The sequence below is a fragment of the uncultured Thiodictyon sp. genome (assembly GCF_903946935.1).
GTDB lineage: Bacteria > Pseudomonadota > Gammaproteobacteria > Chromatiales > Chromatiaceae > Thiodictyon.
In genome coordinates, this window is record NZ_CAJAXH010000196.1 from 44,034 (window position 1) to 68,875 (window position 24,842).

Annotated in this window: 24 protein-coding genes; 17 read left to right on the forward strand and 7 right to left on the reverse strand. The window is 65.9% G+C overall.

Features of this window, described 5'->3' with window-relative positions; translation table 11 throughout:
* Positions 1 to 8 precede the first annotated feature (8 nt).
* Positions 9 to 1,100, reverse strand: a complete 1,092-nt coding sequence (locus tag QZX93_RS16390; RefSeq protein WP_295385401.1) for a glycosyltransferase — start codon at positions 1,098 to 1,100, stop codon at positions 9 to 11.
* A 416-nt stretch (positions 1,101 to 1,516) separates the two neighbouring features.
* Between QZX93_RS16390 and QZX93_RS16395 the strand changes: the two genes are divergently transcribed.
* On the forward strand, positions 1,517 to 1,939 hold the full coding sequence (locus QZX93_RS16395) for a hypothetical protein (protein ID WP_295385460.1): 423 nt from the start codon (positions 1,517 to 1,519) through the stop codon (positions 1,937 to 1,939).
* Positions 1,940 to 1,950: 11 nt separating this feature from the next.
* Positions 1,951 to 3,261 (forward strand): tRNA (N(6)-L-threonylcarbamoyladenosine(37)-C(2))-methylthiotransferase MtaB, encoded by a 1,311-nt coding sequence (gene mtaB, locus QZX93_RS16400; protein WP_295385458.1) that lies wholly within the window; start codon positions 1,951 to 1,953, stop codon positions 3,259 to 3,261.
* Positions 3,262 to 3,273: 12 nt separating this feature from the next.
* Here mtaB and QZX93_RS16405 read toward each other — a convergent pair whose 3' ends face one another.
* On the reverse strand, positions 3,274 to 4,770 hold the full coding sequence (locus QZX93_RS16405; RefSeq protein WP_295385399.1) for a radical SAM protein: 1,497 nt from the start codon (positions 4,768 to 4,770) through the stop codon (positions 3,274 to 3,276).
* A 600-nt stretch (positions 4,771 to 5,370) separates the two neighbouring features.
* Here QZX93_RS16405 and QZX93_RS16410 point away from each other — a divergent pair.
* The 12 genes from QZX93_RS16410 (at position 5,371) to QZX93_RS16465 (ending at position 16,033) form a co-directional block, all read left to right on the forward strand.
* Complete coding sequence (locus QZX93_RS16410) at positions 5,371 to 5,640, forward strand: phosphopantetheine-binding protein (protein ID WP_295385397.1); 270 nt, start codon at positions 5,371 to 5,373, stop codon at positions 5,638 to 5,640.
* Positions 5,641 to 5,656: 16 nt separating this feature from the next.
* Complete coding sequence (locus QZX93_RS16415) at positions 5,657 to 7,021, forward strand: AMP-binding protein (protein ID WP_295385395.1); 1,365 nt, start codon at positions 5,657 to 5,659, stop codon at positions 7,019 to 7,021.
* A 67-nt stretch (positions 7,022 to 7,088) separates the two neighbouring features.
* Positions 7,089 to 7,412: a hypothetical protein gene (locus tag QZX93_RS16420; RefSeq protein ID WP_295385393.1), complete on the forward strand. Its 324-nt coding sequence runs from the start codon at positions 7,089 to 7,091 to the stop codon at positions 7,410 to 7,412.
* The gene (locus QZX93_RS16425) at positions 7,409 to 8,338 is read left to right on the forward strand and encodes an acyl-CoA synthetase (RefSeq protein WP_295385391.1); all 930 of its coding nucleotides are present in this window, start codon (positions 7,409 to 7,411) and stop codon (positions 8,336 to 8,338) included. The genes QZX93_RS16420 and QZX93_RS16425 overlap by 4 nt, the downstream gene beginning before the upstream one ends.
* Before the next feature lie 8 nt (positions 8,339 to 8,346).
* A complete protein-coding gene (locus QZX93_RS16430; RefSeq protein WP_295385389.1) occupies positions 8,347 to 8,928 on the forward strand; it encodes a LolA-related protein in 582 nt (193 codons plus the stop codon).
* The gene (locus QZX93_RS16435) at positions 8,925 to 11,285 is read left to right on the forward strand and encodes an MMPL family transporter (RefSeq protein ID WP_295385384.1); all 2,361 of its coding nucleotides are present in this window, start codon (positions 8,925 to 8,927) and stop codon (positions 11,283 to 11,285) included. Before QZX93_RS16430 ends, QZX93_RS16435 begins: the two co-directional genes overlap by 4 nt.
* Positions 11,282 to 12,115, forward strand: a complete 834-nt coding sequence (locus QZX93_RS16440) for a polysaccharide deacetylase family protein (RefSeq protein ID WP_295385382.1) — start codon at positions 11,282 to 11,284, stop codon at positions 12,113 to 12,115. Before QZX93_RS16435 ends, QZX93_RS16440 begins: the two co-directional genes overlap by 4 nt.
* Positions 12,112 to 12,243 (forward strand): hypothetical protein, encoded by a 132-nt coding sequence (locus tag QZX93_RS16445; protein ID WP_295385380.1) that lies wholly within the window; start codon positions 12,112 to 12,114, stop codon positions 12,241 to 12,243. Before QZX93_RS16440 ends, QZX93_RS16445 begins: the two co-directional genes overlap by 4 nt.
* Positions 12,244 to 12,278: 35 nt before the next feature.
* Positions 12,279 to 13,475 carry a beta-ketoacyl-[acyl-carrier-protein] synthase family protein gene (locus QZX93_RS16450; RefSeq protein ID WP_295385378.1) on the forward strand — a complete coding sequence of 399 codons (1,197 nt, stop codon included), beginning with the start codon at positions 12,279 to 12,281 and terminating at the stop codon, positions 13,473 to 13,475.
* Between the two features lies 1 nt (position 13,476).
* Complete coding sequence (locus tag QZX93_RS16455; RefSeq protein WP_295385375.1) at positions 13,477 to 14,292, forward strand: beta-ketoacyl synthase chain length factor; 816 nt, start codon at positions 13,477 to 13,479, stop codon at positions 14,290 to 14,292.
* Positions 14,283 to 14,720, forward strand: a complete 438-nt coding sequence (locus QZX93_RS16460; protein ID WP_295385373.1) for a 3-hydroxylacyl-ACP dehydratase — start codon at positions 14,283 to 14,285, stop codon at positions 14,718 to 14,720. The genes QZX93_RS16455 and QZX93_RS16460 overlap by 10 nt, the downstream gene beginning before the upstream one ends.
* The gene (locus QZX93_RS16465; RefSeq protein ID WP_295385371.1) at positions 14,717 to 16,033 is read left to right on the forward strand and encodes a cation:proton antiporter; all 1,317 of its coding nucleotides are present in this window, start codon (positions 14,717 to 14,719) and stop codon (positions 16,031 to 16,033) included. The genes QZX93_RS16460 and QZX93_RS16465 overlap by 4 nt, the downstream gene beginning before the upstream one ends.
* A 225-nt stretch (positions 16,034 to 16,258) precedes the next feature.
* On the opposite strand, the gene QZX93_RS16470 is transcribed toward QZX93_RS16465, so the two are convergent.
* The 5 genes from QZX93_RS16470 to QZX93_RS16490 form a co-directional block, all read right to left on the reverse strand.
* Positions 16,259 to 17,026: a glycosyltransferase family 2 protein gene (locus QZX93_RS16470; protein ID WP_295385368.1), complete on the reverse strand. Its 768-nt coding sequence runs from the start codon at positions 17,024 to 17,026 to the stop codon at positions 16,259 to 16,261.
* Positions 17,027 to 17,221: 195 nt separating this feature from the next.
* Entirely contained in the window at positions 17,222 to 18,076 is an 855-nt protein-coding gene (locus tag QZX93_RS16475) for a lysophospholipid acyltransferase family protein (RefSeq protein WP_295385366.1), read from the reverse strand.
* Entirely contained in the window at positions 18,057 to 19,097 is a 1,041-nt protein-coding gene (locus tag QZX93_RS16480; RefSeq protein ID WP_295385364.1) for a hypothetical protein, read from the reverse strand. The genes QZX93_RS16475 and QZX93_RS16480 overlap by 20 nt, the downstream gene beginning before the upstream one ends.
* Positions 19,094 to 20,428: an NAD(P)/FAD-dependent oxidoreductase gene (locus QZX93_RS16485; RefSeq protein WP_295385362.1), complete on the reverse strand. Its 1,335-nt coding sequence runs from the start codon at positions 20,426 to 20,428 to the stop codon at positions 19,094 to 19,096. Before QZX93_RS16485 ends, QZX93_RS16480 begins: the two co-directional genes overlap by 4 nt.
* A gap of 182 nt (positions 20,429 to 20,610) precedes the next feature.
* Positions 20,611 to 21,510 carry a MipA/OmpV family protein gene (locus tag QZX93_RS16490; RefSeq protein ID WP_295385359.1) on the reverse strand — a complete coding sequence of 300 codons (900 nt, stop codon included), beginning with the start codon at positions 21,508 to 21,510 and terminating at the stop codon, positions 20,611 to 20,613.
* A 172-nt stretch (positions 21,511 to 21,682) separates the two neighbouring features.
* On the opposite strand from QZX93_RS16490, the gene ubiE reads away from it, so the two are divergent.
* From ubiE to ubiB, 3 genes are read left to right on the forward strand one after another with little or no spacing between them, the layout of a single operon-like run.
* Complete coding sequence (ubiE, locus tag QZX93_RS16495) at positions 21,683 to 22,432, forward strand: bifunctional demethylmenaquinone methyltransferase/2-methoxy-6-polyprenyl-1,4-benzoquinol methylase UbiE (protein ID WP_295385357.1); 750 nt, start codon at positions 21,683 to 21,685, stop codon at positions 22,430 to 22,432.
* Complete coding sequence (locus QZX93_RS16500; protein ID WP_295385355.1) at positions 22,432 to 23,112, forward strand: SCP2 sterol-binding domain-containing protein; 681 nt, start codon at positions 22,432 to 22,434, stop codon at positions 23,110 to 23,112. The genes ubiE and QZX93_RS16500 overlap by 1 nt, the downstream gene beginning before the upstream one ends.
* Positions 23,109 to 24,755, forward strand: a complete 1,647-nt coding sequence (gene ubiB / locus QZX93_RS16505; protein ID WP_295385354.1) for a ubiquinone biosynthesis regulatory protein kinase UbiB — start codon at positions 23,109 to 23,111, stop codon at positions 24,753 to 24,755. The genes QZX93_RS16500 and ubiB overlap by 4 nt, the downstream gene beginning before the upstream one ends.
* Positions 24,756 to 24,842: the final 87 nt, after the last annotated feature.

The window sequence follows — 24,842 nt, forward strand, 5'->3', positions numbered from 1 at the left end:
AAATCCGCTCAGTCGCCCCGCACCTTGTTCCAGGTATACACGGAGGTGACGGCATAGTTCCACACCGCCCCGACGAGGATCCCGGCGACGGCCGAGAGGACCCAGGCGGTCGCGCCGACCAAGTGGGTCTCGAAGGCATAGGTGGCGATCCCGACATTGGCGATGACACCCAGTGAGCAGGCCAGGGTGTAGGAGAACCAGCCGCGCAGCAGACCCCACCCGCGCAACTGCCGATCGCGGTAGGTGAAGGCGTTATTGATAAAGAAATTGAAGGTCATGGCCACGGCGGCCGCGGCGCTCTGAGCGGTGGCAAAGCCCGACCCGCCCAGGTCATAGACCAGCCACAACACCAACAGGTGGACCAAGACCCCGGTCCCGCCGACCAACGCGAAGGGGATGAAGCGGATCGGGACATAGCGGCCCAGGGTCTTATCGAGGAACATCATCAGATAGTCCCAGATGGCGTTGGTGTCGCGCCCGCCCGCCCCCGTCGGCCGGACACCGTAAGGGACTTCGGTAAAACGCAGTGGCCGCCGGTTGGAGGCAAAGAGGTCCGGCAGGACCTTGACGCCGATCCCCGAGAGTCCGCCCAGCGCCCCGTCCAAGACCTCGCGGGTGAGGACGAAGACCCCGCTCATGGGATCGGTGAGGTGGACCTTCAGCACCAACCGGGACAAGCGGGCCGCGACCCGGCCGGCCAACCCTGGCGCGGCCGGCACGGCGCCCAGATAGCGGCTGCCCACGGCGAGATCGAGCCCGTCGCTCTGTACCGCCCGCAGCAGGGCGGGCAGTTGGTCCGCGGCCGGTGCCTGGTCGGACTCCAGCACCGCCAGGTAGGGCGCGGCGCAGGCCAGCATCCCCTCCACGCAGGCACTGGCGAGCCCACGCCGGCCAATCCGCTGCACCACCCGCACCCGCGGGTCCTGCCGGGCGAGCGCGCGCACCGCCGCGGCCGTGCCATCGGGCGAGTTGTCATCGACCACGACGACCTCCCAGGCGATCCCCGCCAGGGCGGCGGCGAGCCGCTCGATCAATGGATCGATCTGCCCGCGCGCATTGAAGGTCGGGACGACGACGGCGAGCTCGGGACTGGGAAACACGATAACCTCTGCGGGTTTGGTGAAATAATGAGGGGGCGGCCTTGATCGTCATTCCGGCCACTTGGGCTCGCCGGATGCGTAGTCAGGCCATCTTGGCCTGACACCGTCAGGGCTGGAAGCCCTGACTACGCACGCCGCTGGCCGGGATTACGATCGACGCCGGGGGTGCCGACCCGCGCGGCCCCCGGCCGCGACGAATATTCATGATCAAGGCCACTTCGCACGCCAGGGGCGCGGCAAAAGCGGTTAACATCCCCGGCCTTCAACCGTCGCCATCGACACGCTACGCTATGCCGCTTAATCAGTCATTGCCCATTTCAGAACACCCAGTACCGCCGGGTGCCGACGCCGCACGCTGTCTCACCTGGTCCGACCTGGACCCACTGCACGCGGGCGCGGTGCCGACGCGCTACGGCATGGAGATCGTACTGTGCGAGCCGGGCGCCGCCCTCCCCGGCAGCTATTTTGGCGACGCCGAGGCAGGTCTGATCGGCAACCGACTCTATCTGCGCCCCGACACGCCGCTGCACTCGATGCTGCACGAGGGCTGTCACTACATCTGCATGGACGCCGCGCGGCGCGCGGCACTGCACACCGACGCGGGCGGCGATTTTCCGGAGGAGAATGGGGTGTGTTACCTGCAGATCCTGCTGGCGGACGCCATCCCGGGCTTCGGGCGGGGGCGTATGTTCGCCGATATGGACGCCTGGGGCTACACCTTCCGGCTCGGCTCGGCGCGGGCCTGGTTCGAGCAGGATGCGCAGGACGCCCGCCGGTGGCTGCGCGAGCACGGGCTGACCGACGACCAGGACCGGCCCACCTGGGCCCTACGCACCTGACGACGCCACCCCTGAGCGTCCGCCCCCGGGTCCTGCTCAAGGCGCTGGGCTGCCGCCTGAACGAGGCCGAGCTGGAGGACTGGGCCGTGGGCTTTCGCGCGCGCGGATTTGTGCTCGCCGGGGACGATGAGCCGGCGGACCTCATCGTCGTCAACACCTGCGCCGTGACCGCGGAGGCGACACGCAAGTCGCGTCAGTGGCTGCGCCGCGTACACCGCGCCAACCCTTTGGCACGCCTGGTGGTGAGCGGGTGTCTGGCCTCCCTGGAGGCGGCCGACCTGGCGCGGGAGTCCGGGGTGGACCTGGTGGTTGAGAACCGCGACAAGGACCGGCTGGTGGAGATTGCCGCGGCCGCCCTCGAATTGCCGATCATGCCCGAGCTGGCCATCGTTGGGTCGGCCAACCCGCTCTTTGCCCGCGGGCGTCAGCGTGCCTTCGTCAAGGTGCAGGACGGCTGCCGCCATGCCTGCACCTTCTGTGTGACGACGCTGGCCCGCGGGTCGGAACGCAGCCGGCCGCTCCCGGAGATCGTCGAGGCCATCCGGCGGCTCGCCGCCAGCGGGGTGCGCGAGGCGCTGCTCACCGGGGTACACCTGGGCGGTTACAGCGATGCGACTGGGGCCGACCTGGGCGCACTGGTGCGGGCGGTGCTGCGTGAGACCGACATCCCGCGGGTCCGCCTGGGCTCGCTGGAGCCCTGGGACCTGCCGCCGGGATTCTGGGGGCTGTTCGCCGACCCACGACTCATGCCCCACCTGCACCTGCCGATGCAGAGCGGGTCGGACGCGGTGCTGCGGCGCATGGCCAGGCGCTGCAAGAGCGCCGAGTTCGCCCGTCTGGCCGAACAGGGACGGGCCGCGGTGCCGGGGCTCAACCTCACCACCGACATCATCGTGGGCTTCCCGGGCGAGACCGCGCCCGAGTGGCAGGAGACCCTGGCCTTCGTCGCCGCCATGGGATTCGGCCAGGTCCATTGCTTCAGCTATTCGCCGCGCGCCGGCACCCGGGCGGCGAGCCTCCCCGGGCAGGTAGACGCAGACACCAAGCGGCGGCGGGTGCTGGAGTTGCAGGCCTTGGCGCAGCGGCTGCAACAGCAGGCGTTCGCCGCGCAGGTCGGGCGCCAGACGGCGGTCCTGCGCGAAGGCCAACCCCGCGCGGGCCAGCCGGGGGACCTGTTCGGCTATACCCCGAATTACCTGCCGGTGCGCATCGACGCACATCCGGCGGCGGCGCCGGTTGGGGCGGTCATGGAGGTGAGGATCCGCGGGATCGATCCGGATGGGGCGGCGTTGCGCGGATACCTCAGCGAACCGGCCGGGTAAGGCCCATTGCGGTCAGGCAGCCGGCCGACGCGACACCTCGATCTGCCCGACCGCGGCGAGCCCATCCGCGACGAGCTCCGGGCTCAGGCTGGGCGTCAGCCCACGCGGCTGGCGTGGATGCGGCGCAAACACCGGCCCGACCCGCTCCAGGTCGGCCTTGCTGCGATTGAAATAGCGCGCCGCCTGAATCGTCTTGGGGAGATTCTTCAGCACCTGCCACAGGCTCCAGCGATGTTGCCAAAGGCGTCGCGCGAAGCGCCGTCGGAAGCCCTTGCTATCATAGAAACGCCGGACCAGCGTGTTATACAGTGCGTCCATCTGCGCACGCGACGCAAAGCCCTTCGGCAGGTAGGCAAAGTTGAGACAGTTCATGAGCCGCCAGTCCTCGTTGAACTCGCCCGATTCGCCGCCGACACACTCGTCCCAGATTGGCGCACCGTACAGGGGGCTGAACTTGCTCATATTCATGTCATCGAGCCCGAGCGACAGCATAAAATCGCTGGTCGCGGCGATCGTCTCCGGGGTCTCGCCGGGCAGCCCAAAGATGAATAGCCCCTTCGCCCTTAGCCCCGCGGCATGAATCTGCTCGACCGTCTGGCGGACCGCGTCCAAGCTGACCCCGGCCTTGTGCCGCTCCATCATGCCCGGAGCGGCCGACTCGATACCCATGGATACCATCACCGCACCGGCCCGCTGGAGCAGGCGCAACAGCGCGTCCGACGTATGGCCGGTGCGCACGGCGCAGTTGAAATTCATGCCCAACGGTTGCGCAATCAGCTGTTCGCACAGCGCGGTCACGCGCTCACGTTGTGCCGTGAACAGATCGTCATAGAAATTGATGTGATGAACGCCAAAACGATCGCGCAGGTACTTCATGTGCTCGTAGACGTAAGCGGCGGAATTCGTCCGGTACCAGCGCTCGAACACCGTGCGGTCGCAGAACGAGCAGGTGTAAGGGCAGCCGCGGGACGTGACCATGGTCGCGCCGTACCGCTTGATAGAGGAGAACAACGGCAGATGATAACCGCGCGGGAAACCGGCGAGTTTTTCGTAAGCGGGAAACGGCAGGTCATCGAGGTCGAGGATGCGCTGCCGCCGGGGATTGACAACGATATCCTCACCGCTGCGATAGCAGAGATTCGCGATCTCCCGGAGGTCGCGCTGCTCGGCCAAGTCCAGCAGCGTACCCTCGCCTTCGCCCAGGCATAGGTAATCGATTTCCGGAAAGTGGCGCAGCAGTTCCCCGCCAATAGCGGAAACGTGTACATTGCCGAACACGATTTGGACCGCAGGACGGCTTGCCTTGATCCGCGCCGCGAGCTCGAAGGCCGCCATGAAGCTGGAAGTGGTGGCCGAAAAACCGACCAATTTGGGATTCGTCGCCAAGATGATCTCGGTATTGGCGGCGAGCGAAGCGGGCGCGCCGGGACCGAGACAATCGTAAACCGCGCACGGATGCCCATGCTGCTCCAGGTAAGCCGCCAGTTGCAGGATGCCGAGCGGCGCCATGCGATTCGCCAGCAGCGAGAAATCCGGCTGCCCGGGTACGAAATTGAATCCAGCCGGGTGAACGAGGGTTATTCTCATATCGGCACCAAAGCGAACGTTGGCGGCCGCGAATGCTGCCGCATTGCCTCGTGTGGACATTCTGCAACGGTCGCTGGGCCGCCGCACCCTGGGGCGCGACGGCAGCGCTTCCCGATTTGCTGCATGTTCGGCCTCAGGCTCGCCCCGACTAACCTGGCGCCGCCTATTTCACTAGCGTGAAACTGGAAATAATCCGCCTAACGCAGGGCCCTGCAAATCTACCTTTGTCATCGCAATGCTTACGATATGATCGATTATTTTACAAAACCTTAGCAGTCACGTGAAGCGCCGATGAAGCGCTGCCATCCGCCCCGGCAGCCGCCAAAATCGCGCGCCGCGGGGCGCGCACGAGAGAGTTTAGGCGGCGTTGGTTATCGAGTAAACTAGCACTCACGGTTCGATCTGGGTTGCCCACAATACGAACGCATCGGGTTGCCACTAACCCACAGCACCGCGCCGGCGCAGACGGTTGGCGCTGCACCTGCGGCGGCGGCCGCGATCCCAAGTAGCTGCGAAACCACCATGACTGAAGCCCATTGTGAACTGCAAAGCGAGGTCGCCCGACTGATCGTCGACGCCCTCAATCTCGACATCAAGCCGGAAGCGATTCAACCCGAGGCCCGCCTTTACGGTGAGGGACTGGGACTCGATTCAATCGACATTCTGGAAGTGGCCCTGGTCGTGTCCAAGCGCTTCGGCTTTCAGTTGCGTACAGACAGTGCGGACAATGCCCGAATCTTCGGCTCTCTCGCCAGTCTCACCGAGCACATCGCGGCGGCCCGGACACAATGAGCCTTGACCCCGAATCATGTCGACACTGCCGCTGATTGCCCATCGCTGCCCTGACGCCAGCGTGGCCTGGCGCGACGGCCTGCCGGTCAGCGCCCGGCAGTTTCTCAGCGACGTCGATCAGGTCGCCGGATTGCTGCCCGCCGGGCGCAACGTGCTTAACCTATGCCGCGACCGCTACCGCTTTGCCGTGACCCTGGCGGCCTGTATCGTCAGCGCCCGGGTCAGCCTATTGCCATCCACCTACACCCCGGAAATGGTCAGGCAGATGCGGCGCATTGCCCCCGATGTCTTTTGCGTCGCCGACCAGGAGGCCCCCGGGGTCGACTTGCCCGTTTTCCACTATCCCGACCGACTGCCGACCTCCGGTGCCGACCTCGCGATCCCCAACATCGCTGGCGAACAGGTCGTCGCGCAGGTGTTTACATCCGGTTCCACGGGCCTGCCGGAGCCCCATCTCAAACGCTGGGGCAGCCTGGTGCGCAACGTGCGTGCGGAGGCGCAACGACTCGGTCTCACCCGCGGCTACGCCATGGTCGCAACCGTGCCGGCCCAGCACATGTATGGACTGGAATCCACCGTGCTGATGCCCTTGCAGAGCGGTGGCGCACTGCATGCCACGCGGCCCTTTTTTCCGGCCGACATCTGCGCGGCGCTGGCGTCCCTACCCCGACCGCGCCTGCTGGTCACAACCCCGTACCACCTGCGCACCCTGCTGGCGGAGTCAGCCAAGGTTCCGGCCGCCGACCTGCTGCTGTCGGCCACCGCGCCCCTGGCGCGCGACTTGGCGCACGCGGCCGAGACCCGTTTCGCCGCCCCCTTGGTGGAAATTTACGGCTGTACCGAGACCGGCCAGATTGCCTCCCGACGCACCACCAGTGGCGCCGCCTGGCAGACCTTCGCCGATATCCGCCTGCGTTGCGAGGGGGAGCGGGTCTGGGCCGAGGGCGGGCACGTCGCGACGCCGACACCGCTGGGCGACGTCATTGAACTGGTGGACGCGGACCCAACGCGGTTTTTGCTGCACGGCCGCCATGCCGATCTGGTCAACATCGCCGGCAAGAGGTCCTCGCTGGGTTATCTCAACTACCAGCTCAACGCCATTACTGGGGTGCTGGACGGCGTTTTTATTGCGCCGCTGGACGGCGACGATCGCGCCATGGAAGGCATCCGCCGCCTGATGGCCGTGGTGGTGGCACCGGGGTTGACGTCGGCGGACATCATGCAGGCGCTGCGCCAACGCATCGATCCGGTGTTTCTGCCGCGGCCGCTGCTGTTCGTGGATGAGCTGCCGCGCAATGCCACCGGCAAGTTGCCCGAGCACGCGGCGCAGGCGCTGCTGGCGCGCGTGCGGTCGCCAATGACAACGGACCTAAAGCGATGATACGTGAAAAAACAATGCTCACGCCAAGGCGCCCGCCACTTTCAGCTTGCGGGGTGGTGCGGGCGCCATGGCCGTTAGCCTGCCGCTGTCGGTGCTTGCCGATCACCCGGCCTATGCCGGTCATTTCCCCGGCCAACCCATCCTGCCGGGCGTCGTGCTGCTGGATGAGGTCCTGCATGCAGTGGCGGTACGGCTGGGACTCGGGGACGCCGTCGGCGAGATCAAGTCGGCGAAGTTGGTGCGCCCGGTCACGCCGGGAGAGCCCTTGAGCCTCAACTATGTCCAGACGGCAGCGGGTGTTTTCCGCTTCGAGGTCATGGCCGGCGAACGCTTGGCCGCCAGCGGTGTCGTTGCCTTTGCGGCGACTGGTGTGGCCGGTGGGGCGCAGTGAGCGCTCCCAACCCGGCCGAGTGGGTGCGGCGCCCGGAGCGCAGCAACATGGCCATGCTGCGCGTGATGACGTGGATCTCGCTGCGGCTGGGGCGCCGCATCGCGCGCGCCCTGCTGTTCGGCGTAAGCCTTTACTTCCTGCTGTTTGCCACGGCCGCCCGCCGTGCCTCGCGCGCCTATCTGCGGCGCGCCCTGGGGCGGACACCGCGTCTGCGCGAACTGTTTTGGCACTTTCACACCTTCGCCTCCTGCACCCACGACCGCATTTACCTGCTCAATGAGCGCTTCGATCTATTCGCTATCCAGGTGCATGGCGCGGCGGCGCTGGAGACCGTGCTGGCCGCCGGTCGGGGCGCCTTTTTGCTCGGCGCCCATGCGGGCAGCTTTGAGGTGGTCCGCGCGGTCGGTCGGCAGCGCCCGGGGCTACGGATTGGCATGGTGATGTACGAGAAGAATGCCATTAAGATCAATTCCGCCTTGGCCGCCATCAACCCGACAGCGGTGCAGGACATCATCCCCCTGGGCCAACTCGATTCCATGCTCCAGGTGCAGGCCCGGCTGGACGAGGGGATGGTGCTGGGGGTGTTGGCCGATCGGACCTTGGACGATGCGCCCACCCTGCCAGTGCAATTTCTTGGGTCGTCGGCCCCATTTCCTCTCGGTCCCATGCGCCTGGCGGCCATCCTCAGGCGTCCGGTGCTCTTCATGACTGGCCTGCATCTGGGCGGCAACCGCTATTGCATTCATTTCGAGCCCCTGGCGGATTTCACCGGCATCGAGCGCACCGGACGCGATGCGGCCATCCGTGAGGCGGTCGCCGCCTATGCCGCCAGTCTGGCGCGGCATTGTCGCGAAGCGCCATACAACTGGTTTAATTTCTTTGATTTTTGGCGCCTACCCGCGGGTAGCGGGCGCGACGCCGCATGATCCGCGGGATGCAGCGATTGTTCAGGAGGGCGATACTGCACAGTATTTTGCTCGGGTGCAGTCTGTCGGCGCAGGCCGCCCAGTTCACCATCGGCGAACTCATGGCTACACTGGCGAACCGCCACGATGGGGTAGCCACCTTCACCGAGACGAAATACCTCGCCATCCTGGACCTGCCGGTCGAGTCGTCCGGCGAACTTCTATTCGCCCCACCCGCCCGTCTGGAAAAACGCACGCTTAAGCCGAAGGTCGAAACCCTGGCGCTGGATGGCGAGGTACTCACCGTCGTGAGCCAGACCCAGCGTCATGTGCTGCAACTCAAGGATTATCCCGAAGTGGCAGGGATCGTCGAGAGCCTGCGCGCCATCCTGACCGGCGACCGCCAGGCATTGGAACGGCTCTATCGACTCAAACTCGAAGGCAGTCCGCAGCGTTGGGCGCTGGAGCTCAAACCGCTGGACGCCGCAGTGGGCTGGTCGATCGCCCGCATCCGCGTGGAGGGCACCGGCGATGAGGTCCGCTCGGTCGAGATCCAGCAGACCGACGGCGATCGTTCGGTGATGAGGGTGCAGAAGGGCGTCTCGCCATGAGGCAAGGCGGCAGGGTCGCGATCGTCCTCTGGCTGGGATTGCTGGGCGGGTGTCTATGGGTGGCGATGCGGACACACTACACGGCTGACTTGTCGGCCTTTTTGCCGGGAAGGCCGACTGCGGAACAGCAACTGCTCATCGACCAACTCAAGTCCGGCGTCACCTCCCGCCTGATCCTGATTGGCATCGAGGGGGGCGATCGTGCGGCCCGGGCCCGGGTCTCGCGCGCGCTGGCCGCGCGCCTGCGCGCCGATCGGCAATTTCTGCATATTGCCAATGGCGAGACCCAGAGCCTGGAACGCGACCGCCAGGTCCTGCTTGCGAACCGCTATCTGTTGAGCCCGGCCATGACGGCCGATCGCTTCACGGTGGCGGGTCTGCGTGCCGGCGTCGCCGACAGCATCGATCTGCTTGCCACCTCGGCGGGGCTCTTCAGCAAGGCCTTGCTGCCGCGCGACCCCACCGGCGAGTTCATGCAACTGCTCGACGCCATGGGGAGCGGCCACCGGCCACCAACGGCCGACGGCGTCTGGGTGTCACGCGACGGCAACCGGGCCCTGCTCCTGGCCCGCACCCGTGCCGAAGGGGCGGACACAAACGGACAGTCCATGGCGGTCGTGACCATCCGGGCCGCCTTTGCAGCGGTGTCCGCGCCCGGCCTGCGGCTCGCGCTGACCGGCCCCGGCCCCTTCTCCGTGGCGGCCCGCGCCACCATCAGACACGAGGTGCTCGCCCTCTCCGGGCTCGGCAGCCTGATCATCATCGGCCTGCTGCTGCTGGTCTATCGTTCGCCCATGGCGTTGCTGCTGGGCTTGTTGCCGGTACTCTCCGGCGCCGTGGCCGCCATCGCGGCGGTCAGTCTGGCGTTTGGCATGGTGCATGGTCTCACCCTTGGCTTTGGCATCGCGCTCATCGGCGAGGCGGTCGACTATTCCACCTACCTGCTCATGCAGTCCGAACGCACGAGCGGCGCCGCCGGCACGTCCCCCAGCGCGACCCCCAGCACGACCCAGGCCCACTGGAACGCGGCCTTCTGGCCGACGATCCGCATCGGCGTGCTGACCTCCGTCATCGGCTTTGCCTCGCTGCTCTTTTCCAGCTTCCCCGGCCTGTCCCAGTTGGGCCTGTTTGCGATCGCCGGTTTGGTCACGGCCGCGCTGGTGACCCGTTTCGTCCTGCCCATCCTCCTGCCGCGTGACCTGCGGGTGCGCGATGTCACGGCCTTTGGTCGCCGCCTGCAGGCCGGGGTCGAGCGGGTAGGGCGGCTGCGCCTACCCGTACTGGTCCTGTTCCTGGCCGCCGGCGGCGTGCTGCTGGCGAAGCATGACGATCTGTGGAACCGGGAACTCGCGGCCCTGAGCCCGGTGTCGGGCGCCGACCAGGCCCTCGACATGACCATGCGCGCCGACCTGGGCGCCCCGGACGTGCGCTATCTGGTGGTCGTGAGCGCCGCCGAGCGCGAGGCGGCCCTGGCCGCGAGTGAAGCGGTCGCGGTCACGTTGAAGCGGCTGCAAGCCGCCGGGACCATCCAGGGTTTCGAGAGCCCCGCCGCCTATCTGCCCAGCCAGGCGGTGCAGCGCCGGCGCCAGTTGAGCCTGCCGCCCGACGCCGAACTGCGCCGACGCTTCACTGCGGCCATTGCCGGACTGCCCCTGCGACCGCATTGCTGCGAGCCGTTTTTTGCGGAGGTGGCGAAGGCGCGCAGCCAGGCGACCCTGACCCCGGACGACCTCCAGGGCACGTCCCTGGCAGAGGCTGTGGATGCCCTGCTGATGCAGTCGCGGGGGCGCTGGACCGCCTTGCTACCGCTGCGCGTCGCGGGCACCGAGCGCCTCGACGCGCAGGACCTGCGGCTGGCGCTGGCCCAGACCGGACTGGCAGATGTCTATTTTATCGATCTCAAAGGCGCGGCCGACCACCTTTACGCGGGCTATCTGCACGAGGCCAGCGCGCTCTCGCTGGCCGGCCTGGCCGCCATCCTGGGCCTGCTCTTCGTGACCACCCGCTCGCCGGGTCGGGTGTTGCGCATCGCCGCCCCGCTGGCGATGGCCGTGGCCGTGACCATCGCCGGCCTGGTCCTGGCCGGTCAGCAACTGACCATTTTGCACTTGGTGGGCATGTTGCTGGTGGTGGCGGTGGGTTCCAACTACGCCTTGTTCTTCGACCAGGGGGCGGTGGCGGGGGGGATGTCTGCGCGGGTCCTGGCGTCCCTCGTGGTCGCCGTCGGCACGACCGTGGCCGGTTTTGGTATTCTGGGCTTTTCCAGCGTGCCGGTACTCAAGGCGGTCGGCTGCACCGTGGGGCCGGGCGCGCTGCTGGCCCTGGCCTTTTCCGCCATCCTGACGCGCCGCCCATGACGGTCCTGCCGCGCCCCCATGCCCGCCGCCAATGGCACCCCACGCCGCTCTTGCAGGCGACCTTCGCGCTGCACGCCGGGGTCTTGGGGGGGCTTGCGATGCAACCGCAATGGTGGCCCTGGGGTCTAGGTGCGTTGGCCGTCAACCACCTGACCCTGACCGCGGCGGGCCTCTGGCCGCGTAGCCGCAGCCTCGGTCCCAACTGGGTGCGACTACCGTCGGCGACGGCGCCGCGGTCGATCGCGATCACCATCGATGACGGCCCCGACCCGCAGGTGACGCCGGCGGTGCTCGACCTGCTCGGGCGCTACGATGCCCGCGCCACCTTTTTCTGTATCGGCGCGGTGGCGCAACGCTATCCCGAACTGTGCCGGGACATCGTTCGGCGGGGTCATGCCGTGGAAAACCACAGCCAGCACCATGTTCATCATTTCTCCATGCTCGGGCCGCGCCGCATGGCGCGCGAGATCGCAGCCGGTCAGGACAGCCTGACCGCCCTCACCGGGGAGCGGCCGCGTTTCTTTCGGCCGCCGGCCGGCCTGCGCAGCCCCTTTCTGGAGCCCATCTTGGCCCGGCATGGCCTGCATCTGGCCAGTTGGACCCGGCGGGGCTATGACACCCGCAACCGGGACGCGGATGAGGTGGTCCATCGCTTGACCCAGCGCCTCGCCCCCGGCGACATCCTGCTGCTGCATGACGGTCATGCGGCCCGCACCCTGGCCGGTGTGCCCGTGATCCTGGCCGGTCTGCCCCGCGTTTTGGAGTTGGCGGCGGCCACCGGTCTGAAACCCATCACCCTGCGTTCCGCCCTGAGTATGTCCCCTCAATGACCCTCAGCCCCGAAACCCTGCGCCGGCGCCTCATCGACCATACCTGCGAACCTTACCGGGCCGTCGGACGGTTTGCCTGCCATCTGCTGATTGCCCGGTTGGGCGAGCAGTCCGGCGCCGGGGCCTAGATCAGAGCAACCTTCAGCATGCCAGTGTCCTCCTTATGACGCCTGTGCGCTTTTCCCACTTCACTGCCAGCAGTTGTCTGGGCTGCGGCCTCGATGCAACGCTGGCGGCATTGCGTGCGCAGCGTGGCGGTCTTGCCCCGTGCGGATTCGAGGGTGCAGACGACCTGGCAACCTACGTCGGCGAGGTACCGGCGTTGGACGCTGTCGCGTTGCCCACCGAGCTTGCCGAGTACGAATGCCGCAACAACCGCCTGGCCTTGCTTGGTCTGCAACAGGACGGATTCAGCGGCGCCGTTGCGGCAGCCAGCGCCCGGTATGGCCGAGGGCGGGTGGGTGTTCTGCTCGGCACCAGTACTGCCGGCATGCTACAGGCCGAGCTGGCCTACGCTCGCCGGGACCCGGACACCGGCGCCCTGCCGGACGACTTTATCTATCGCACCACCCACAATACCTATTCGGTCGCCGCTTTCATTCGCGATTATTTTCACCTCGAAGGACCGGCGATGGTCGTCTCCACTGCCTGCTCGTCGAGCGCCAAGGTATTCGCCTCGGCCGCCCGCCTGCTGGCCGCCGGCGTCATCGACGCCGCTCTCGTGGGTGGGGTGGACTCGCTGTGTCTGACGACGTTGTACGGATTTAATTCGCTGGAGTTGCTGTCACCCGCACCCTGCCGGCCGTTTGCTGCTGACCGGCAGGGCCTCTCCATTGGTGAGGCCGCCGCCTTTGTCCTGTTGGAGCGGCCGGTTGACAGCCTCGACGCCGCTGCGGTGCTGCTGCTCGGCACCGGTGAGTCCAGTGACGCCTATCACATGTCCTCACCCCATCCCGACGGTCTTGGCGCTCAACTGGCCATGAGCGCCGCGCTGCGCTCGGCGGGTTTGCAGGCGGCCGACATCGACTATATCAACCTGCACGGTACCGCGACGCCGAGCAACGATGCCGCCGAGGGCAAGGCGGTGGCCGCACTGTTCGGCAACCGGACGCCGGCGAGCTCGGTCAAGGGTGCGACCGGGCATACCTTGGGGGCGGCGGGCGCCTTGGAGGCCGTCATCAGCGCCCTGGCGCTGCAATACGCCTTCCTGCCGGGAGGGGTCAATACGCCGAACCCCGACCCCAATATTCCCATTCATTATCTGACCGCCAATCGCACACTGGCGCCGCGTCGGGTGATGACTAATTCATTCGGCTTCGGCGGTACCAATTGCAGCCTGGTGTTGGGGCGCGCCGGCTGACATGGCATCCCCCACCACCTGCAAGCTCAACGCCTGGATCGACGGCATCGGCCTGTTAGGTCCGGGCCTGGACCAGTGGGCTAGCGCACGGCCGCTCCTGGCCGGCGCTGCCGACTATGCCCCTCAGCCGGTCGTCGTGCCGCCGCCGATGGCGCTTCCCCCACCCGAGCGCCGCCGCGTCGGCCTGGCCGCCAAGGTCGCCCTGACCGTGGCGCAAGAGGCCATCGCCGCGGCGCAGGTGGATGCCAGAACGCTGGCCAGCGTGTTCTCATCCTCCGGAGCGGATGGCGATAACTGCGATGCCATCTGTCGGGTGTTGGCGTCGGCGGATCGCCACATCTCGCCCACCCGCTTTCACAATTCGGTGCATAACGCCGCGGCCGGCTACTGGGGCATCGCGTCCGGCGCCATGACCCCGGCCACCGCGCTCTGCGCCTATGACGGCAGCTTTGGGGCGGGTCTGCTGGAGGCGCTCACCCAGATGGCCGTCGATGGCGTCGGTACACTGCTGGTGACCTACGAGGCACCTTACCCGGAGCCGCTGCACGCCAAGCGACCCCATCCCGCGGCGTTCGGTCTAGCCCTGGTGTTGATGCCGCAACCCGGGCCTCGCTCACTGGCAGCGCTACAAGTCCAGTTGACGCAGGCGCCCTGTGACCGGTTGGCTAATGCGAACCTGGAGGCCTTGCGGCTCCAGATCCCAGCGGCGCGTGGTCTGCCCCTGTTGCAGGTGCTGGCCCGGGGCCGTGCCGAGCGCGTGGTCCTCGAGTATTTGGACCCGCTCAACCTGGCCGTGGATGTACTGCCATGCCGCTAGAGCGCGCCTGGCTGTTGGCCCATCTCCCCCACCAGGGCAGCATGTGCCTGCTGGAGCGTATCGATGACTGGAATCCCCAGGGGATCCGCGGTACGGCGGTGAGCCATCGCGACCTGGATAATCCATTGCGCGCCCACGGCCGACTGGGGGCCGTCTGCGGCATTGAATATGCCGCCCAGGCGATGGCCGCCCATGGCGCGCTGCTGGCGGGCGCCGATGCGTCGCCCCGCGTTGGCTATCTGGCAAGCGTCCGTGAGGTGCAACTGCATGTAGCGCGACTGGATGATGGCGACGCGGATCTCAGCGTCGCGGCGGAACTCATCGGCGGCGACGATCGCAGTGCGCTATATAAATTCGATATTTCTGCTCGTGGACGGCGGCTTCTGAGCGGTCGTGCCACCGTGGTGCTGAACGGCGGCGCGATATGACCGCGTCCGGGGGGAGCGCCGCCCTCGCGCAGACTGAGACACTGCTGTTCTTCACCCTGCTGCAACTCACCGTGATCATTCTGGCCGCCCGCCTAGGCGGGGGGTTTGCGCAGCGGCTGCGGCAGTCACCCGCGGTGGGGGAGATCATCGTCGGCATCCTGCTCGGACCCTCACTGTTGGGCCTGCTGGCGCCCGCGGTCTTCGCCTATGTGTTTCGCTCGGCCCCGCCGGCGCCAATGCAAATGTTTTCGCAGATCGGCTTGATCCTGCTGATGTTTCAGATTGGCCTGGAGTTCGATTTCGCGCATCTGGTGGACCGGCATCACCGCCGCGCCGTGGCCTATGTGGCCACGGCCAGCATGCTCGCCCCATTCGGCCTCGGCTTCGGCTTCGGGTATGCCACCGCCCCGCTGCTGTCACCCGGTGTCGATCCGCTCGCCGCGGCGCTCTTTATTGCCACCGCCTTCTCCATCACGGCATTGCCCATCCTCGGGCGCATGATGATCGAATTCAAGATCACCCATCAGCCCATCGGCGTGATCGCCATCAGTGCCGCGGCGATCAATGACGTGGTCGGCTGGCTGCTGCTCGCGCTGGTGACCGCACTCGCGCTGGCCCAGTTTGACGCCATGGACTTTGGTCTCAAGGTGTTGCTGGTCGCCGGGTACTTCTTGACTTGGTGGTTCGTCATGCGACCCCTGTTCAAGCGCCTCATCCGCCTCAGTCAGACCGGTCCGGCGCCGACGGGCGAGAAGGCCGGGCGTGGCAAGCTCACCCATAATCTACTTGGTATCCTGCTCGCCGGCATCTTCATCTCGGCGATTGCGACCTATCAGATCGGCATCTTCGCCATCTTCGGCGGTTTCATGATGGGAGCGATCCTGTACGACGAGCACGCGCTGATCGCCGCATGGAAGGAGCGTATCGGCCATTTCGTCATGGTCTTCTTCCTGCCTATCTTCTTCACCTACACCGGCCTGCGCACCAACGTTGGGAGTCTGGACACGGCTGCCGCTTGGGGTTGGTGCCTATTGCTGATCGCGCTGGCCACCCTTGGAAAGTTCGGGGGCAGCTATGTTGCGGCGCGCTGGGCCGGGCTATCGCATCAGGAGGGCAAGGTGCTCGGCATCATGATGAACACCCGCGCCCTGATGGAACTCATCGTCATCAACGTCGGCTACGATTTGGGCGTCATTTCCCAGCAGGTTTTCACCATGCTGGTGCTGATGGCCATTTTCAGTACGCTCATCACCACCCCGGGCCTGCGCCGTTGGTTGCCGGCGTTGGGTATCGGCATTTATGCCCGCCGCTGACCTATTCCGAATGTCTCACGCCAAGGCGCCAAGCTCGCCAAGGACTTTTCAGTCCCTGATCGGTGATTCAACCGATGGGTGAGCTGGACACTCGACACATCGCATGGTCTTTCTTGGCGAGCTTGGCGCCTTGGCGTGAGCAATTGCCGGATTTAGGGTTATCGACTAATCGATTGTTGCCTTGGTGTTCTTGGTGCCTTGGCGTGAGCCATTCCCCGACTTAGGTCATCCCGCGCGTCGCCACAGGAGTACGGGTAATCGCAGCAGGAAACCCAACAGCAAGCGCGTGTGCATCCAGGTCAGCAGGGCATTGTCGCGCAGATAGTTGAAGTGAGAAACACCGCCTTGGTCGGCGGGCAGATACTTCACCGGGGCGGGCAGGTCGATGGGGCGCACCCCGCGCCAGCACAGGCGAACCGCTGCCTCGGGATCGAAATCGAAGCGGCGCATCCACCGTTGGCCATGCATCACTTGACGCAGGGGTGCGATGGGATAGACGCGCAAGCCGTAGAGCGAGTCACCGACGCCCATCCACAGCGTTTCCAAGTTTGCGAATGCGTTGGATACCTTGCGGCCATGGACTCGCAACTTGGGCGCGGCGGCATCGAACACCGGCACGCCCAGCACCATAGCCCCCGGTGTACTCATGGAAGCGGCCATGAAGTCCGGGATGCGCTCCACCGGATGCTGGCCGTCCGCGTCCAGGGTGAGTGCGTGAGTGAAACCGGCGGCCGCGGCGAGATCGAGCCCATGCAGAATGGCTGCACCCTTGCCGTTGTTTTCGGGTAACGCAAAGACCCGCAGCCCAGCGTCGGTCGCCGCCATGTCCCGCAGACCCGCGGCGGTGTCGTCAGTGCTGCCGTCCACGACCACCCAGACGGGTGTCCAGTACCGACGGGCCGCGCGCACCACGTCATAGACCAGCGCACCGGAGTTGTAGCTGGGGATCAGCACCAGATGGGTGTCGCTGATGTTCAAGTTGGGTGGCATCATACAAAATCCGGCAATTGCTCAGGTCGCCAATTCAATTGCTCACGCCAAGGCGCCAAGCTCGCCAAGAACGCCACGAGTGCCAATAAAATAAGCTGGCATACCGATCAGTCGTTGAGTGAATGGCGCGGCGCTAATAACACACGGAAAAACCTTGGCGAGCTTGGCGCCTTGGCGTGAGACCTGCTCCTTCTGGGATCATGAGTGTCGAGGTCCATCGGATAACTCTTCCGCGGCGCGGCTGACGGCCGGCAGCTGACAGTTGTTGCGCAACTCATCAATGAAATAGCGCTCCAGCTCCGCGGTCAACTCACTGGCCTGTTGCGGCGGTGCGAAGCGGCGACCCAGCCGGATGCGATAGGTGATCGGAAGCCGGGGGCGGCGCCACAGTGGCCAGCCCTTGCTGAGGTAGGCCGAATCGGTTTCAATGAATACGGTCTGGATCGGCACCTGTGCCCGGCTGGCGATGAGCGCGGCCGCCGGCGTGCAGGCGTTGATGGGCCAGCGGGTGGTGCGGGTGCCTTCAGGAAACAGCAACAGATGACTGCCGCTTTTCAGTTCAGCGATGGCCTGCTTGATCATGCTGCGTGGTGCGTCGTTGCGGATGTAACCGGCCAGGCGGGCGCCAGCGCCGAAGAAGACGTTATCGACGATGTCGGCCTTCATGATGCAGGCGATGTTGGGAAGCCGAGACAGGATCAGCAGGGCATCGAGCAGGCCGGGGTGGTTCGGAGCAATCAGCAGCGGCGGTGTACCCCGCAAGGCATCGAGGGCATGGAGTTCAAAACGGCAAGCACCCATCAGACCCAGGGCGCTGAGGTAGATGCGGCACATCGTCATGCACGCCCAACGGCCAAGCGGGGCGGCCCAACGCGTCGGCAAGACATAATAGAGCGGGATCGCCAACAAAGACCAGGCCAGGGTTATTGTGCCGAGTAGCCCCAGACCGAACCACAGCGCACCGTATTCGTAGGCGCGCTGCCTCCAGCGCCTGACGAATCCCGGCGATGACGTGACATCGCGGGTCCGGGTCTCAACCGGGGGAAATGGCATGACCGCCGGAGGCCTCGATCTCGAGGAGCAGGTCCGCGCGGCAGACATCGGCCTGTAAGAACAGGGCCGACACCGGGGCGCCGATGAACTTCATCAATTCGTGGCGCACGCTGGCCAAGTCACTGGCGTATCGGATATAGACCTTATACGCAAGGTCGCGGAGCTCGAATCCCGCGCCTGGGGCCAGGCGGTTGGCCTCCGCGACAACCGCGGCGATATTGCGGAGCGATTCGCGCGTTTGCGCCTGCACATCGCCCGCATGCAGGGTCCGATGGCCGACGATGCTGGCCGTGCCGGAGATGAATAACAGGTCGCGCCCGTGCAGTTTGACCAGCGACGCGCGGGCAAAGGTCGGGCTGCGGGGCCCGTACTGATCGGGATAATTGTAGGCACTGATTTGCCTTGGGTTTTCGATGGCCAGCGGCTCCGCCCGGGCCGCCAGCAAGGCGATCTGGAGCGCGGTGCCGGTGCCGCCAAGGGCGCAGGCAGCAGGGACGTTGCCGATGACGCAACGGCCATGTGAAAGAAACGCATCCTGACGGCCAATATTAAACTGGAGATAACGCTCCAGGTGGTGACTGACTGTGTTGATCGCGGGGAAATAGTTCCAGAAGCGCAGGATGGCGTTGTAGCCCAGGGATTCGAGCAGTTCGAAAATGGCCTCGTAGGCGGCTTGGGTCGCGGCCTGCAGGGGTGTACGGCCATCCCTGGGTGCCACCCCAGCCGGCTCATTACACGTCAGACAGCCGAACAGCAAGGTTTCACCCTGACGGTAGCGGATGCCCTTATACTGGCCTGGTGTGAGTCCCTCATGGCTATACCAGACCTCGCAGATTGACTCCGCGGCCCCCAGTGCCGTCATGTCCACCGACAGTAACGGCAGCCCGGCGGGGACATCGGCAACGGCGGGGTGGAAAAAGCACAGGCCACCGAGCAGGCCGGGCGCGCCGTCACTGGCCTGCAGCACCACCCGCGAAGCGGGCAGGTATCCCAGCCGCAGGAGGTCTCCGGGCGGCGTCATGGGGAGCCGAACTCTTGCGTGTCCTCAACGTAACGGACATTCAGCTTCCGCTGCCGCCAGGCCATGATCGTGGACTTCAGGTTGGTCGCGGCCGACAGGTAATAGATCAGCTTGAATGCCAAGATCGAACGCCAGATCGGCGTGTTGCCGAAAATGTCACCGGCCAAGACCGACAGCAGCGCCTCCTTGACCCGGAAAATGTTGCGTGGCGCCATAAACAGCTCGCGCATGGTGGGGCTGGTGATGCGGTAGATAAACCAGGAGAATTCCTTCGGCCCGTGCTTGATGGCACGATCGAACGCCTGCAGGGCGTCGGTCGCCTGGTCCGGATGACGCAGGCACCGATCCGCCGCCGCGGCGCCGGCAAAGGCGCTTTGCATGGCCAGCATGACGCCGGAAGAGAAGACCGGATCGATGAAGGCGTAGGCATCGCCCAGCAGCAACCAGTTGGCGCCGTGGGTACGGTCGCAGGTATAGGAAAAATTACCCGTGGCCTCGACCGGCGTCGTCAGTTGCGCACCCTCAAGCCGCTGCGCCAGGGCCGGGCACATTTGGATGAGATCGAGGAAGAAATCCTTCACCGGCTTGGTGCGGGTCTTCATGTAATAGGGCCAGGTGACGACACCGACGCTGGTGACACCGTCGATGAGTGGAATGAACCAGAACCACCCATGCGCAAACCAGAAGATGGTGATGTGGCCCTCCTTCTGGCCGGCGTGTCGCTGCGCGCCTTTGAAGTGACCATACAGGGATGAGCTGTTGTGCTTGGGGTTGCGGTGCTTGGCCTTGAGTTGATTGCCAAGGAAGGTGTCGCGGCCGGAGGCGTCGATGAGGAAGCGGCATTGCCAGGTCTCGGTACGGCCGTCGTCATGGTCCGCCTGCACCATGGCACCCGCAGCGTTGGGCAGGAACTCCACCTTGCGGACACGACAACCTTCGACGACCTTGGCGCCTTTGCGCTCGGCATTGCGGATCAGGATCTCGTCGAACTCCGCACGGCGCACCTGGTAGGCGTGCGGCATCGACTTGTCCCAGGCCTCGGCGAACTCGAATGACTGGCTGTGTGCGTGCCAGGGGGAGACAAATTCCGCTCCCCATTTCTCCATGCCGATCGCCTCCACCTCGGCGCGCACGCCCAATTTGTCGAACAGCGGCAAGTTGGCCGGCAGCAGCGATTCGCCAACATGGAAGCGGGGATGGCGCGCCCTTTCCAGTAGGGTGACCTGGTGGCCTTGCTGCGCCAGCAAAGTGGCCGCGGTGGTACCGGCCGGCCCTCCACCGATCACCAGGACATCGCAGGATCGATCGGCGTGACTCAGATCGGACAGCATGGCATTTCTCCCGTCTCCCCGGCGGACGGCGCAACCTCGTTTAGGTTTGGCCGTACGAACTAACAATTAGAATAATTTATAAAGACTTAAAAATCCCAGCGACGGACTCGGCGGCAATTTTGCCACAAAAAAGGCACTTGGTGCCATTCTTCCACGACCGACCCACGGGCGGGAGCTGCGACTCACTCGAAGTCATCGGAGGACACCATCGTCGATGAGCGAAACAGGCGGAGGATCACCACCGCCCCGACCACGAAATTATTGGTTTGCTTGACCAATGGGCTATCGGCAAAGACCGCGTCGGCGACCGTATCCCAACGGGCGTAGCTACCGAACGAGACCCGCGGGTTCAGGTCGTATTGAACCGAAGCAGACAGATAGGCATCGCTGAGACCGGCCGCGGAGCGATAGACCGGGCGCTCGGGCGTGGCATAGGTGGGGCTCACATTATAGAAATAGCCATTATACTCCCGGTCCGCAAAGTTGAGCCCGGCGCCGAGATGGAAGCGAACGTGTCGAGCGAGGAAGCGGCTGCGGTTGAGATAGACCGCACCGAGCCCCCCCGCCAGGCCCTGATAGCGCATCTGCGCTCCGCCGCTGAAGCCGATGGACGCGGCGGCCCGCGCGGACAACTGGAGATAGAGCTGATCCAGCGGGTGGCGTCCGAGGAAAAACCACTTAACGGATGGACCGATCTCGCCGATCGCATCCAGCCCCGGCATGCCGGCCCGCGCCCGATTGGACGTGTTCACTGGAGGGTTACCGGACAGCGACAGACTCGTCTCCAGGTACGGCCCCTGGTAGAAGATCCCGCGCACCCCTTCGCGGGTGGCCCGCAGGTACTTGCCGCGATAGGTAAAAAACGGGGTCGGAAAGGCATAGACCTGGGACTGGTCGGACCCAGGATAGTGTGGAATGCTCGCCACGAAGTTGTAGAGACCGAACTCCCAGAGGGGCGCCGCGATCGATTTAGGGGCCGTCGCAGGGACGGCCTTGCCGCCGGCCGCGGGCGCCGCAGCCGCCGCGACACCGGCAACCAACAGGCACAGGGCGGGGAGGAGTCGCAACGGCAGGGGTCTCATGGGCGGTTGTCCTGAAAAGGGCGGTGCTCGGCGCCGCCGACCGGCACCGAGTACGACGGGACTCTAACCCCGCGCCGGACCGGCCACAAGCCCGGCCGCTGCTCCCGGAACCGGCAGGTCCCCCCGCCATCATGTAGAATCGCCCCCCAACGACGAGCGTAGAGAACAGGCTATGGCGGACAAAGAGACAACCCATTTCGGCTACCGACAGGTGCCGGTCGAGGAGAAGGCGGCACGCGTACGGGAGGTCTTCGACTCGGTCGCCTCCCGCTACGACCTCATGAACGACCTGATGTCGCTGGGCATCCACCGGCTGTGGAAGCGCCACGCCATCGCCCTGGCCGGGGTGCGCCGCGGCCAGCGGGTGCTGGACCTCGCGTCCGGCACCGGCGACCTGGCGGAGCGCTTCTCCGAGATCGTCGGCGCCGGCGGCCAGGTGGTGATGACCGACATCAACGAGGCGATGCTCTCGCGCGGCCGGGAGCGGCTGCTGGACAAGGGGCGGGTGGGTAACCTGAACTATTCCCTGGCCAACGCCGAAAAGCTGCCCTTCGCGTCCGACTCCTTCGACTGCGTGACCATCAGCTTCGGGCTGCGCAACGTGACCCACAAGGAGTGGGCCATCGCGGAGATGTACCGGGTCCTGAGGCCCGGCGGACGCCTGCTGATCCTGGAGTTCTCACACCCCACGAGCAAGACCTTCAGCCGCGTCTACGACCTTTACTCCTTCAACGTGCTGCCGTTGCTGGGCGGGTTGGTCACCAACGATGCGGAGAGTTACCGCTACCTGGCCGAGTCCATCCGCATGCACCCGGACCAGGAGACCCTGCGCGACATGATGGCGGACGCCGGATTCGAGCGCTGCGCCTTCTTCAACCTGACCGGGGGGGTGGTCGCCATCCATCGGGGGTACAAGCTGTGATGACAGACGACACGCACGGGTCCCCCACGGGGGCCGGCTTCAAGATCCCGGCAAGTGTACTGGCCGCGCTCGAGGCGACGCTCAATCGCTACATCGCCCTGGACCCCGAGGGTGCCCAAGGCTTTGCGCCGCTCTATGGCCGCATCATCGCGATCGCCATTGAGGGGATCGGGGCGCGGCTCACCCTGATCCCGGGACCCGATCGGATCCAGGTCTTCGGCGCCTACGACGCCACCCCCGACTGCCTGATCCGCGGCACCCCGCTGGCCCTGCTGCGGCTGGTGACGGCCCAGCGCAAAGAGTCGCAACTGTCCTCCGGCGCGGTGCAGATCGAGGGCGACACCACCCTCGCCCACGGCCTGAGCAACGCCATGGCGGGGCTCGACGTCGACTGGGAGGAGCAACTGGCGCGGGTGCTCGGCGACCCCATCGCCAACCAGATGGGCCGCGGCTGGCGGGCCGCCGGCGACTGGAGCAACCAGACGGCGGAGCGGCTGCGGGCCAATCTCAAGGAGTATCTGGAGGAGGAGTCGCGCCTACTGCCCACCCGCTACCAGGTCGACTCCTTTGTCGGTGAGGTCGACCGCGTGCGCGACGACGTGGAGCGCCTGGCCGCCCGCATCGAGCAACTGATGGCGCTCGCACCCGCGACGGGCGCGGAGCCCGGCGGCCGCCGATGATCGGCCCGCGTCAGGCACTGCGCCTGTTTCGCATCAACCGGGTGCTGCTGCGCCATGGACTGGACGAGGTCATCCTCGCCACCCATCTGTTCCGGCCGTTGCGCTGGATACTCTATCTCACCCCCTGGTACTGGCTGCGCGGCGAACTGCCCGCCTACCCGGTGCGGATGCGCCTGGTGCTGGAGGACCTGGGGCCGATCTTTGTCAAGTTCGGCCAGATACTCTCCACCCGCCGCGACCTGCTCCCGGACGACGTGGCGGTGGAACTGGCCAAGCTCCAGGACCGGGTCCCGCCCTTCCCCGGCGAGCAGGCCCAGGCCCTGATCGAGAAGGCGTGGGGCTGCCCGGTCGGCGAGGTACTGGACGAATTCGACCAACGCCCGCTCGCCTCCGCCTCCATCGCCCAGGTCCATACCGGGCGGCTCAAGGACGGCACCCAGGTGGTGGTGAAGGTGCTGCGCCCGGGGATCGAGAAGACCATCCGCCAGGACATCGACCTGCTCTACACCGTCGCCCGCCTGGCCGAGCGCTACTGGCCGGACGGCCGGCGCCTGCGCCCGGTGGAGGTGGTGCGCGAGTACGAGAAGACCATCTTCGACGAACTGGACCTGCAACGCGAGGCGGCCAACTGCTCGCAGTTGCGCCGCAACTGGCTGAACAGCGAGCTGATCTACATCCCGGAGGTGTACTGGGACTGGACCCGCGCCTCGGTGTTGGTGATGGAGCGCATCTACGGCACCCCGGTGAACGACACCGACCGGCTCAAGGCCCAGGGCGTGAGCATGGAACTGCTGGGCGAGCGCGGGGTGGAGATCTTTTTCACCCAGGTGTTCCGGGACAACTTCTTCCACGCCGACATGCACCCGGGCAACATCTTTGTCGAGCCCAACGGGCGCTATATCGCGGTGGATTTCGGCATCGTCGGCACGCTGACCAGCGAAGACCAACGCTATCTCGCGGAAAACCTGCTCGCCTTCTTCGAGCGCGACTACCGGCGCGTCGCCGAACTGCATGTGGAGTCCGGCTGGGTCCCGCCGGAGACCCGGGTGGACGAATTCGAGTCCGCCATCCGCACCGTCTGCGAGCCGATCTTCGAGAAGCCGCTCGCCGAGATCTCATTCGGGCACTTCCTGGTGCGGCTGTTCCAGACCGCGCGGCGCTTCGACATGGAGGTCCAGCCCCAGCTCGTCCTGCTGGAGAAGACCCTGCTCAACATCGAGGGCCTGGGCCGGATGCTCTACCCGGAGCTGGACCTGTGGACCACCGCCAAGCCCTATATGGAGCGCTGGATGCGCGACCAGATCGGCATCAAGGGGTTGGCCAAGAAGACCCGCCGCAACCTGCTGACCATCGCCGACCAGTTGCCCGACCTGCCGCTCATTGCACACCGTATCCTGCTCGCCGCCGACATGGAGGCGCGCCGCTCATTCGTCGCCCGCAACGGGAATAACGGCAAACCGCAGGGTGCAGAGTCCGGCACCGGCCTGTCCGCCCGCGCCCTGGCCGGCGCCACCCTGGCCGTCTGCGGCACCCTGGTGTTGCTCCTGGGCCCTGGCCAGTGGCTGGCCCCGGAGTTGGCATTGGGGTTGGTGAGCGGAGCCTATCTGGGCGGGGCCTGGCTGCTGTTGACGGCGGGGCGTTAGCCATGTTCGATTATCTCGTCGGTCTTGGCCGAACAGCGCATCCATGACGCGGGGATCGTAAACTCCTTCGCCTATCCGCTTTTTTGT